At 46.4% G+C, this 12,134-nt stretch carries 10 protein-coding genes; 4 read left to right on the forward strand and 6 right to left on the reverse strand.

All coding sequences use genetic code 11. The features are described from left to right. The first annotated feature begins 75 nt into the window (after positions 1-75). Genes B2Z67_RS03135 through B2Z67_RS03145 form a run of 3 tightly spaced genes read left to right on the forward strand, consistent with a single transcriptional unit; the run spans position 76 to position 2,995 of the window. Entirely contained in the window at positions 76-1,095 is a 1,020-nt protein-coding gene (locus B2Z67_RS03135; RefSeq protein ID WP_291528362.1) for a branched-chain amino acid aminotransferase, read from the forward strand. Between the two features lie 3 nt (positions 1,096-1,098). Continuing rightward, a complete protein-coding gene (gene trmB, locus B2Z67_RS03140; RefSeq protein ID WP_291528363.1) occupies positions 1,099-1,857 on the forward strand; it encodes a tRNA (guanosine(46)-N7)-methyltransferase TrmB in 759 nt (252 codons plus the stop codon). Positions 1,858-1,894: 37 nt separating this feature from the next. Next, the gene (locus B2Z67_RS03145; RefSeq protein ID WP_291528364.1) at positions 1,895-2,995 is read left to right on the forward strand and encodes an Mrp/NBP35 family ATP-binding protein; all 1,101 of its coding nucleotides are present in this window, start codon (positions 1,895-1,897) and stop codon (positions 2,993-2,995) included. A gap of 240 nt (positions 2,996-3,235) precedes the next feature. On the opposite strand, the gene B2Z67_RS03150 is transcribed toward B2Z67_RS03145, so the two are convergent. The 4 genes from B2Z67_RS03150 to B2Z67_RS03165 all read right to left on the reverse strand — a co-directional run bounded on the left by B2Z67_RS03150 (position 3,236) and on the right by B2Z67_RS03165 (position 8,382). After that, the gene (locus tag B2Z67_RS03150; RefSeq protein ID WP_291528365.1) at positions 3,236-5,026 is read right to left on the reverse strand and encodes a M56 family metallopeptidase; all 1,791 of its coding nucleotides are present in this window, start codon (positions 5,024-5,026) and stop codon (positions 3,236-3,238) included. A gap of 14 nt (positions 5,027-5,040) precedes the next feature. Next, complete coding sequence (locus B2Z67_RS03155; RefSeq protein WP_291528366.1) at positions 5,041-5,400, reverse strand: BlaI/MecI/CopY family transcriptional regulator; 360 nt, start codon at positions 5,398-5,400, stop codon at positions 5,041-5,043. A 164-nt stretch (positions 5,401-5,564) separates the two neighbouring features. Next, a complete protein-coding gene (locus tag B2Z67_RS03160) occupies positions 5,565-6,206 on the reverse strand; it encodes an HU family DNA-binding protein (protein ID WP_291528367.1) in 642 nt (213 codons plus the stop codon). A 259-nt stretch (positions 6,207-6,465) separates the two neighbouring features. Next, positions 6,466-8,382, reverse strand: coding sequence for a TlpA family protein disulfide reductase (locus tag B2Z67_RS03165; RefSeq protein WP_291528368.1), 1,917 nt, complete (start codon positions 8,380-8,382; stop codon positions 6,466-6,468). Between the two features lie 134 nt (positions 8,383-8,516). Between B2Z67_RS03165 and B2Z67_RS03170 the strand changes: the two genes are divergently transcribed. Continuing rightward, the gene (locus B2Z67_RS03170) at positions 8,517-9,581 is read left to right on the forward strand and encodes an SGNH/GDSL hydrolase family protein (RefSeq protein WP_291528369.1); all 1,065 of its coding nucleotides are present in this window, start codon (positions 8,517-8,519) and stop codon (positions 9,579-9,581) included. Between the two features lie 62 nt (positions 9,582-9,643). Here the strand turns inward: B2Z67_RS03170 and B2Z67_RS03175 are convergent, their stop codons facing one another. Then, positions 9,644-10,885: an ABC transporter permease gene (locus B2Z67_RS03175; RefSeq protein WP_291528370.1), complete on the reverse strand. Its 1,242-nt coding sequence runs from the start codon at positions 10,883-10,885 to the stop codon at positions 9,644-9,646. Further along, complete coding sequence (locus B2Z67_RS03180) at positions 10,885-12,063, reverse strand: ABC transporter permease (RefSeq protein ID WP_291528371.1); 1,179 nt, start codon at positions 12,061-12,063, stop codon at positions 10,885-10,887. The genes B2Z67_RS03175 and B2Z67_RS03180 overlap by 1 nt, the downstream gene beginning before the upstream one ends. Between the last annotated feature and the right edge of the window lie 71 nt (positions 12,064-12,134).

A 12,134-nucleotide genomic window follows, 5' to 3' on the forward strand; every position in this document is an offset into this window, starting at 1 on the left:
AAGCTAATAGAGATACTACTGATTATAAACAACATACAAGACTTGAGTACATTAAGATAACTAATACTTTGAGATATGAAAGAAATAGATTGGGCTAATCTGTCATTCGGATACCTGAAGACAGATTACAATGTGCGGATTAATTTCCGCGAAGGAGCATGGGGCGAACTTGAAATCAGCAGTAGCGAACAGATCAATCTGCACATGGCGGCTACTTGTCTGCACTATGGTCAGGAAGCTTTTGAAGGTCTGAAAGCATTCCGTGGCAAGGATGGCAAAGTCCGCATTTTCCGCCTGGAAGAGAATGCCGCCCGTATGCAGTCCACCTGCCGGGGGATTATGATGGCTGAATTGTCGACAGAACGTTTCAGGGAAGCCGTGCTGAAAGTGGTGAAAATGAACGAACGCTTTATTCCGCCTTATGAGAGCGGCGCTTCACTTTATATCCGTCCGTTACTGATTGGTACGGGGGCGCAGGTAGGTGTCCGTCCGGCTGACGAATATATGTTCCTGATATTTGTTACTCCGGTAGGTCCATACTTCAAGGGTGGCTTCTCGGTAAATCCTTATGTCATTACCCGTAAGTACGACCGTGCTGCTCCGCTCGGAACAGGTATTTATAAGATTGGCGGTAACTATGCAGCCAGTTTGCGTGCCAGCCATGAGGCTCATGCCGCCGGCTATTCCGCCGAGTTCTATCTGGATGCCAGGGAAAAGAAATACATTGATGAATGCGGCGCCGCCAATTTCTTCGGAATTAAGGATAATACATACATCACTCCGCAGTCAACTTCCATTCTGCCCTCTATCACGAACAAGAGCTTGATGCAATTGGCGGAAGATATGGGCATGAAGGTAGAACGTCGTCCCGTGGCGGAAGAAGAACTCTCTACTTTCGAAGAAGCGGGCGCATGTGGCACGGCGGCGGTTATCAGTCCTATCGAACGTATCGACGACCCGGAAAACGGGCATTCCTATATCATTGCCAAGGATGGCAAACCGGGACCTTTATGCACGAAGTTGTACAACAAGCTGCGTGGCATTCAGTATGGTGACGAACCTGATACGCACGGCTGGGTAACTGTTCTGGAATAACGCATGAGTAAAGGTAAGTTAGCGAAGTTTGCCGATATGGCAAGTTATCCGCACGTGTTCGAGTATCCTTACTCGATGGTGGATGATGTGCCTTTTGAGATGAAGGGGCGATGGAATGAATCGTTCTTCGGGAATGACCGTCCCATTGTTTTGGAATTAGGTTGCGGGCGCGGTGAGTACACCGTAGGGCTGGGACGGCTATTCCCCGATAAGAACTTCATCGGAGTCGATATCAAGGGTGCCCGTATGTGGGCGGGCGCTACGGATTCGTTGGCGGCGGGCATGAAGAATGTAGCCTTTCTGCGCACCAATATCGAAATCATCGACCGTTTCTTTGCCGCGAATGAGGTAAGCGAGATATGGCTCACCTTCTCTGATCCGCAGATGAAGAAGGCCACCAAGCGTCTGACTTCCACCTGGTTTATGGAGCGGTATCGCAGGTTCCTGAAACCGGATGGCATCATTCACCTCAAGACGGATAGTAATTTCATGTTCACTTATACCCGCTATATGATTGAGAAAAACCATCTTCCTGCGGATGTGATGACGGAAGACCTGTATCACTCCGGTATGGCGGACGATATTCTCAGCATCAAGACCTATTATGAACAACAGTGGTTGGAGCGCGGGTTGAACATCAAGTATATCAAGTTTCACTTGCCGGCAGAAGGCGAACTTCACGAACCTGATGTGGAAATAGAATTAGACGAATATCGCAGTTACAACCGCAGCAAGCGGAGCGGACTGCAAACTTCAAAATAGCAAACAGCGTGGTTATTGACCTCATTACATTTATAATATGACACTTTATCCTAAGCTTATTTTAGATGCACTGGCAACGGTGCGTTATCCCGGTAGCGGTAAGAATCTTGTAGAGGCTGAGATGGTTGCCGATAATTTGCGTATTGACGGGATGAAAGTTAGTTTCTCGTTGATATTCGAGAAACCGACAGACCCTTTCATGAAATCAGTAGTTAAGGCGGCGGAAGCGGCTATTCATACGTATGTATCCAATGAAGTGGAAGTTACCATTGCTACTGAAAGCAAGCAGGCAGCACGTCCCGAACCGGGTAAACTGCTGCCGCAAGTGAAGAACATTATCGGAATCTCTTCCGGTAAAGGCGGCGTGGGTAAATCAACGGTATCGGCTAATCTTGCGGTGGCTTTGGCTAAGTTGGGTTATAAGGTTGGTTTGCTGGATGCTGATATTTTCGGGCCTTCCATGCCGAAGATGTTTCAGGTGGAAGATGCTCGCCCTTATGCTGAGAATGTAGGCGGTAGAGATTTGATAGTGCCTGTCGAGAAGTATGGCGTCAAATTGCTCTCTATCGGTTTCTTTGTGGATCCTGACCAGGCAACGCTGTGGCGTGGCGGTATGGCAAGCAATGCTTTGAAGCAACTGATAGCGGATGCAAGCTGGGGAGAACTTGATTATTTCCTCATTGACCTTCCTCCGGGAACAAGCGATATCCATCTGACAGTAGTTCAAACACTCGCCATGACCGGCGCTATTGTTGTCAGCACTCCGCAAGCTGTGGCATTGGCAGATGCGCGTAAGGGTATCAATATGTTTATCAACGACAAGGTGAATGTGCCCATTCTTGGTTTAGTAGAGAATATGGCATGGTTTACTCCAGCCGAACTGCCGGAGAATAAATACTATATTTTCGGTAAGGAAGGCACCAAAAGGTTGGCGGAAGAGATGAATGTTCCCTTGCTGGGACAAATACCTATTGTACAAAGCATCTGCGAAAGCGGAGACAACGGTACTCCCGTAGCGCTTGACGAAAATGCCATGACGGGGCGCGCTTTCCTGCAATTAGCAGCAAGCGTAGTTCGCCAGGTGGATAAGCGTAATGTGGAGATGGCGCCGACTGAGGTGGTGAGGATGAATAAATAAAAAGAGGAGAGGACGTGCTATAAAAAAAGAAGCTGTATCAGAAGTTTAAGTTTATTATCTTTCATCCGCAGATTACACAGATTGCGCTGATTTATTTGAAACCTAATCCGTGTTATCTGCGCCATCTGCGGATGCAAAATATCTTTTTGATAGTGTGCCTTACTTTTGGTGCACTATTTTTTTTGTTCTAAACTCTTATGGCATTTTTATTCTGTCATTCAGTTATTCATATAGATTGCTTTATTGCAATTTGAACATAAAGGGAAATGTATATTTCACATTGACAGCCTTTCCTTTGTGCATACCTGGTTGCCACTTGGGCATATTATTCATAACGCGGATAGCTTCTGCATCCAACAAGGGATTTATACCTTGAAGTACTTTGGATTTTGTAACATTTCCATCTTTATCAATAATCATCTGTACCACTACCCGTCCTTGTATTTTTGCTTTCTGTGCTTCTACCGGATATTTGGTGTTTTCGGATATATATTGCAGCAGAGCTGACGTACCACCGGGAAATGAAGGCATTTTATCTACTACCTCAAATACCGTTTCACCGTCAGTTGCAGAACTCCCTTGATCTGCGGTTTCACTTGCTTTCCGGATAGGACTTTGCTTCTCTTCTTTATTCTTTTCGCTTAAACGGAACATTACAGGAACCGTATATTTCACTCGAACCGCTTTACCTTTATGTATACCCGGTTTCCAATTCGGCATTGTGCCTATAACGCGTATGGCTTCGTTATCCAAACTCGGATGGACTCCACGAAGGAGTTTTGTATTAGAAATACTACCATCCACATTTACTACAAATTGTAGCATTACCCGTCCTTGGATACCATTCTTTTTTGCATCTTCCGGATATATAATATTCTTGGATAAGAATTTCATAAATCCACTCATTCCACCTTCCGGATATTCCGGCATTACTTCTGTTACTTCATATATCGGGTCATCAGGATTATTTGTTACCGGATTTTGATTGCCATCCTTATCCGTTTTCCCTTTTTGAGGCACTTGTTTGTTCTTATCCTGTTGTGAGTCTGGCGCTTCTGTTCGTAGCGCTTCGGTTGCAACTTCCATATCATGCGTTTTTACCGCCATATTTTCTTCTACAGCCTCTATGACGTCTTTAGCAACTTCTTTCGTGGTGCGCGCCACGGTTTCGATGTTGCTGATAATCATGAGTAAGGCTGCCAAAGGGAGAAACATCAGATACTTGGTTCTCCCTATTTCACGGGTTCTTTTTTTGTTCATCATTTTGATGCGTTTTTTTAAAGGTAAAACATTAAAACTGTTATAGATAGTTGCTGCAGCCTTATGGTGTGACAGTCCTAACAGATGATACTGATAGGCTTTGGAATCGTGCCCGGTTTCCAGTACACGGCTATCCGCCAGATATTCCAGGTTGGTGCGGATTTCCCGTTTCATGAGCCAGGCAAAGGGGTTGAACCAGCAGAGCGCGCATACAAGCTCACTGACGAGTACATCAATGGAATGCCATTGGCTGGCATGTGCCTGTTCGTGAGTCAGTATTTCGCTGAGTTCTTGTTCTGTGTGCGAAGCCGGATAAATAAATACCCAGTGGAAGAAAGAAAAAGGTCCTTCGGGTTGTTTAAGCAAGTGTACATTGGAGTTTCCCATCCGTATTTTCCGGCAACGGAAAACCAACCGGATAATACCGCTTAATTGTATAAGTAACCGGATAGCTAACAGAGCCACTACTCCCCAATAAATAAAGTCGGCGGATTTGAGCAGGAGCGCTTTCCAGTCGGAAGTTACTTGCTCCGGTGTTAGTGTGATTTCCGGCAACACAATGTTGGCATACAAATCCACCATAGCTACCATCGGCTCTTGTTCCGTAATCCACGACTGGATATTCAGCAATGGATAAGCGGCCGATACGGCAAAGAAACACAGCAATGCCGCCCTGCGCCACGCGAAGAACGTGTCTTTATAGAAAAACAGCCGGTAGAATGCATAAAACAGCACAATGGCTACGTTGATTTTTAGAAAATAGGCCAACATATTTGTTTAGTGATTTATTTTCCTTTTTCAATCATATCAATTATATCTTTCAGGTCATTGGCTGAAATCTTCTGCTCTTTGGCAAAGAATGAAACCATTTCCTTATATGAATTCTCAAAATAGTTACGCACGAAGCCGCTCATGAAGGTGCGTTTGTATTCGCTTTCGCGAATGGCCGGCGAGTATTGGTATGTATTTCCTACCCGGGTGGTAATGAGATACTGCTTCCGTTCCAGATTTTTCACTATGGAAGCTACCGTAGTGTAAGGAGGGGCAGGTTTGGAATATTTGGCTACGATATCCTTAACGAAGCAACTGCCCAGTTCCCAAATATAAATCATTGCTTCTTCTTCTTGCATTGTTAACTTTTCCATGGAATAAAAGTATTAATTTGAATTCAATGCAAATCTACGAATATTTCGTAGTTAAACAATAGACAGTGAGTTAATTATTCTAAATCCCGCTCCAGGAGTCGCAGGGAAGGTGCTTTTTAACGATTGTAGTGAAAAGCTGCGGGCAAGGTAAGCTTATCGGAACCTCAAGGAATAGTCGTTTCTTTCCGCTTCACGTACAGTTTGTGCGAACCTGCTCCGTTGGTGGTGATGTTTGTTTCCGGCATTTCTTTCCAGCGCATCAATTCTTTGGCGGCGGTGTTTCGCAGCAGACCTGTCAGCTGGCAGTAGTCGCTCACTTTCATATAAGGGTGTTCTTCCAGATATTTCTGCGCTAACTTTAATCGTTGTTCCGGTGTGTATTTTTGTGAGGAACGACCGGGTTTGGTTTCCGAACGGTTCAGCCGGCAACGCCTTCCTGTCTCCATAATGAATTGTTTGTCAGCACGGAAGTTGATGTTCTGCACATAGATGCTCATTGCATTTACTCGCCGCCCTCCTTTTTCGGCAGATTCCCGTTCTTTGCCCCGGCGCATGCCCAGCGCGGGTGTGAAGATGCCCAGCCCGTCTACTTTCACCGAGTTGCCTTGCGCCATCTGGTAAGCAATTTCTTGTGTGAGCGAGCGCACCAGTCCTATGATGTCTCCCGGTGTGAACGAACTTGAATAATTGATGTTGTTTGCGATGTATTCCAAGTTTACCTGGTTCCACAGCTTCATGCGTGGATAGAGGATGCGTTCGCCCTCTTCGTTTGGCAGGTTCGATTCCTGCATTTCATATTCAGCCATTGTTCTCTTATGATATTAATATTGTTTTCCTGTGATAATAATGATGTGCGTGATTACAGCAGATGATAGAACAGTTTTTCCCTGACTTTGAGGCATTCTCTCCTTGGGGATGAGGATGGTTGAGGTAGGGGTGAAAGTTTATCTCCAGCCTGGAGATAAACATCTCTAAGTTGGAGATGTGTATCTCTAAGCTGGAGATATACATCTCCAGTGCAAAGATAAACTTTAGAACCTGACTGTGCAAGGCTTGGTCTAAGGTTTATTGTGACTCTGATGCTGCATCAACAGCTTTCAGAAGCTCCTCTTTCATCTTACTTGCACCGGGGAAGCCTACTTGTCTGTACGTCACATTTCCTTCACGGTCTATAACAAGATAGGTGGGAACGCCGGAGATATTGAAGCTCTTGCCCAGATACTTCCATTGATCCTCTGTCAGGCGATAGTGTTCGCCATGAATATCGGGAATCATATTCTCCCAGGTCTTTAGCGGAGAAGTTTCACCGGTGATATACAGATACACGATATCTTTGTCTTTCAATTCCTCTTTCATGGGGGCCATGGCTTTGTTTGCCATACGGCATGGCCCGCACCAGGTCGCCCAAAAGTCAACGAGTAACACCTTGCCGCTGAATTTGCTGATGATGGAAGCAAAAAGGTCTTCATTGCTCACCTCGCCGGCTTCATTGACGGTAAAGCCGGTTTTTTTCTTGTTGGCTTCAATCTTCGCCAGTAGTTCATTGTTGGCAACATTCAACATATCGCCATAGGCGGCAGGCAGAGTACTCAGGGTTGTCTTTTGTTCTTCGGTTAGCGGAGTAAAGTTCTCAATGCCCTGGTAAATAGGAATGGTTCGTGCAATATCGAAAAAGATACCGTTGCCGGTTCCCCATGCTTTGGCAAAATCATCGCTTTTCCTGTAATTAACAGCTATAACGTTTAGATATTGGCTGGAGAAGATTGACTGCGGAGAGTTCAGTAATGCAAAATACTCATTGGGGACATAGTCGGCAGGAACTTGAGTGAAAAGTTTCAGATAATAATCTTGTGCTTCTTCCCGTTTTATCAGATTGGCTTCGATGGCAGCTATGGTTAGTGAGTTTGCAGCCGAATTTAAGAGGTCGGTTGTCGACAATTTATTATTGATAGTGAGCAATTGGCGAGTTGCCTGGCTACATGGGAATTTGTCTATTTCGGTTTGTACTTCTGCAGAAAGTTTGAGTATCCATTCTTTATATGCATCTATATCCATTCCGGCAATCTCTTTTATATTCTTGTAGACTTTCTGTTGTATATCTATGTCGGGCATACCCCGATTTAACTCTTGTGCTATGGTAGCCAATGGACCATTCATGTAAACGGTTTCTCCGTAAGGCTTCTCCTCTTTATGGAATTTGGATTTGAGACGGGAGGCTTCACGCAGGTTGATATACACTTCTGTTGTTTGCCCCGGTTCCATAAATATCTGGAACATATTGCCGCCTGACATGAATATTGAACATGGGGTGCTGGTTGTCAGCGGCACTTCTTTACTGAAACTTCCATCCGGTTGAATATCTATCAGGATTTCCGATAAATTACCTTTCGCATTTTCCCATGCTAATAAATTGATTTGAGAAGGCATACCTGGACGGAAGTCCAGCAGTTTACCTTTGAGAACGGCTTTACCGTATCTGATTACGGGTTCCGGTAATTCTGTTTTCATGTCTGCTTTATGTACAGTGGCCTCTTTGGGGAGTACCAGCTCCGGCAGCTTTTTGCCTTTCAGTTGTATCCCCCAGATACTGAAACCACCCTCCACATCAGCCCCTTCTGTGAAGTCAATGGAGGTGGCAGAGTCGGGGAGAGGAGGAAATACTAACTGGAATTCGGCTTCACCGGATTCCGGCATCCAGAATTCTTTGTCAGGTGTAATGCCTATGCCCGAACGCAGTTGGTAGATTTCTCCATTATTATCTGTCAGGTAGCTTCCCGTAGCAATCTTTATCCAGTTCTTAGGCCTGTATCTTGCATAAATGTGTAGAATAGTAGCTGTGTCACTGATATTGACTTGGCCGACTTCGATAGAGGTGGTGTTACTTACGATGAACGGAGGCTGTTCAATTACTTTGTTTGTAGCCTGAATGGCGCAGCAAAAGCTCAATAGCAAAGTGCTGAGTAAATAATGGAGTCTTTTCATGATATGTGATTTTTATTCAAAGATATGGATATTTCTTAAACGAAGAAGAATCTTGCTTGTTAATTGATGCAAAACAGGTAGGACTTATTGTATTTTGCTATACCTTTGATTTATCTTAAATACATACTATAACCATGAAACTCAAACTTTTTACCGCAGGATTGTTGCTGGCCATGTCCGCCAATGCTCAAATCCTTTATCACGATGCTTCTGCCTTTCCACTTTTAGGTAAAGCTACAGACGCTACACTTACCCGTTATGAACGCCTTCCGGATTCCCTGGAACACATTTCCCGTAAACCTCTCTGGGATTTGGGACGAAACAGTGCAGGACTTGCTGTGCGCTTCCGCTCCAACTCCACCCGTATTGCGGCAAAGTGGGAAGTCCGGAACAGTATGAATATGAATCACATGACGCCTACGGGTATCAAGGGGCTTGACCTCTATTGTCTGCAAGATGGCAAGTGGGTGTTTGCCGGTAGCGGGCGTCCGCAGGGTAAGGTCAACGAGGCTACTATGGTGAGGAATATGGCGCCTGAGGAACGTGAGTATCTCTTATTCCTTTCTCTGTATGATGGGGTTACTTCATTGTCTATCGGGGTAGACAGTCTTTCGGTGATAGAACAGCCGGCTGTGGATTTGCCGGTGCGCGAGAAGCCGGTGGTGTTCTATGGAACCAGTATTTTGCAGGGCGGTTGCGCTACCCGTCCCGGTATGGCTCATACCAATATACTGGAGCGTTGGCTCAATCGCGAATGCATAAACTTAGGCTTCAGCGGCAATGCTTTGCTCGATTTGGAGATAGCAGAGGTCATAGCTTCTGTTGATGCTTCTATGTTTGTCCTGGATTTTGTGCCCAACGCTACGGTGGAACAGATGAAGGAGCGTGCGGAGAAGTTTTATTCCATTGTCCGTGCCAAGCATCCTGACACGCCCATTCTTTTTGTGGAAGACCCTGTCTTTCCTAATTCCCGCTTTGACAGGAAGCTGGCGCAGGAAGTGGCGAGTAAGAATGAGACGATAGCAGCTATTTTCCGGTCGTTGAAGAAGCGGGGTGAGAAGAATATCTATTTCCTTTCTTCCAAAGATATCCTCGGTCATGATGGCGAAGCAACTGTTGACGGTATCCACTTGACGGATTTGGGGTTTGTGCGCTATGCGGAGATACTGTATCCGTTGATTAAGAAACGTATCCGGTAAATATCGAAGAATGGGTACGCATTCATCCGCTCATTCCGCGTCGTCCGCGTACCCATTCTTATTTATCCCTTCTGCCTAATTTTATACTCCCTGTATTTCTCAATCACATGCCTCCTGCTCTGAATAATCTGCCGGCGATACACCCAGCAAGTGGTCAGGAAGTAGATGCCCGTCTGTATCCATAAGGCTTTGTACTCGAAGGCTACTTCACTGAGCGTAGCCCCCATACTGTTGATACGTACAAAACCATTGATGCCGAACGTGGACGGGAAGATGTACGAGAAGTATCTCCAGAAACCGGGCATGGCAGCGCCGGGCCAGGAAATGCCGGAAAGGAACAGCAACGGTACGGAGGTAAATACAAATATCAGCATACACGTCTCACGATTGCGTATGGCAATGGAAGCTGTCATTGCAAAGAAGATGCAGGCAGCCAGATAGGGAAGCAGGAAAAGAGTCAGTACGCCCGGATGACCTATCTGGATGAGGCTGAACAGGCGAGGTACCACGCAAAGTACATATACCGATACAAGTGCGTACACCATGAAGTAACTCAATCCTTTTCCCAGAACAATACGCAGCGTACCGTTATAATGCCGGTTGATGGGTACCAAGTCCCTGAAACGGTTGTTCTCACGTGCAGTTCCGGCAGAGAGGCCGATGCCGAGTAATAAAGTCTGCTGGATAATCAGAATCAGTACGGCAGGTATCAGGAAGGCGGCAAAACCGTTTGTAGGGTTGAAGAGGGTGACATCTTCGTACTTTATCGGGTAGGCGGTAACTGCATCCTGACGTTCGGTACTGTTGCCTGCACGCTGTATTTTGATATCGGCGTTCATCTCCAGGGAAACAATGGTATTGGTATTCAGCAGAGATTTGTAATAGAGCAATCCGCTCATATCGCAGAACAGGCTGACTTGCGTCTGTTTGCCCCGGGCAATATCATCGCTGAACCCGGCAGGTATGTAAATGATGCCATAAGCCAGGCGGTCTTTCAGCATCAGTTTGGCTTCTTCCATATCGGCGCAATAAGCTACGATTTTCACTTCCGGACTGGCATCTACCTTGCGCAAGTATTCGCGGCTCAGCGTGCTGTGGGAGTTATCGACAACTACGGCGGGCACTTCGCGTATCGTTTCATTGGTATAGATGAAAGCATAAATCAGTGGATATACCAGCGGAACGAGCACAAAGAAGATGAGCACGCCCTGGTCGCGGAATATCGTGCGGAATTCCCGTATCCAGATATAGAATAAGTCGTGGATACCTTGTACTACTTTCTGTTTGAATGTGAGGTGTTTCATCAGGGCACGTATTTATAAAGAATCAACGCTCCCTTAAGCCGGTGGACGACGAAGAAGGGAAGCATCATAAATATGAGTAACGCCACGTAGTTGGTCCATGAGTAAATCATCGGATAACCGTTTAACGCCTGGTCTACGTATATCAGGAAATAGTGGCGCAACGGAAACAGATTGGCCAACCCTTGCAGCACGGGATGCATCGCCATGGCAGGGAATGACAGTCCGCATAAGGAGAACGAAAGTACTCCCCAGAGGGATGCGAAGCTTAATCCCAGTCGCAGAGTAGGCAGAATGCCTATCATAAGTACTCCCATCGTCTGCGAGGCGAGTACTAGGCAAAGGGTGGCGAGGAGCATCGGCATGATGCCACTGTTGCAGGGGAAATGCAGGAAGCCGTACAGATATACATTATATAATATACCCATCAGGAAGAAGACGACCGTATGCGGCAGCAGTTTGCCGGCAAGGGCGATGTAGATGGAATTGTTGCCCATGCGCAGCCACTCGCGGGCGGTGCGGTCTTTTATTTCCACGCCGATGGAGTAGACTGTTATCATGAAGATTAGCAGCATCAGTACGCCGGGTGCAAAGGTGTTGCACAGATATACGGAGTAGTTCAGCCAGGGATTGTTGAGCGGGTGCGTGTCGATGACGATGGGTTGGAGGAATGCCATAGCCTGGTCTTCGGTGGCGCCTTTGGCGTAGAGGCTGGTGCGTGCGGCGGCTCCGGATGCCAGTTCGCTCATCATCTTCATGTCTTTGTAGAGCAGGGAGCCGGCAATGAGCAGGGTGTTGTTGGTGTAAAAAGAGACAGTGGGCTGCTGTTGGGACTGCGCTTTGGCGGTGGTGCCTTGCGGGATGTAGTAGAAACCGTAAATCTCTCCCTTTTGCATGGCGGTGCGGGCTTCGTTAACGGTAGGGTAATGGGCTACTACGGCGGTTTGTTCGAATGCATCGAGGTTGCGTGCCAGTTGCCGCGAAGTAGAAGTCATGTCCTGGTCGACTACGCCTACGGGCATGTCGACGGGTAGCCCTGAGTCCATCAACGTAGTAAAGAATATGTAGCAGAACAGTGGCGCTATCACCATGCAGAACAGGTACAGCGGGCGGGAAACGAGTCGCCGGCTTTCCCGTTTCATGATGTTCCACAGGGCTATGTATTTCTTATCTCGTGCCATTTTTATTAATTGTTAATCATCTATGTTTCGCAGGTTATTTCTATCTCAATTCTCCTCCTCCTGGGCTACTC

The organism is Bacteroides sp. UBA939 (assembly GCF_002293435.1).
GTDB lineage: Bacteria > Bacteroidota > Bacteroidia > Bacteroidales > Bacteroidaceae > Bacteroides.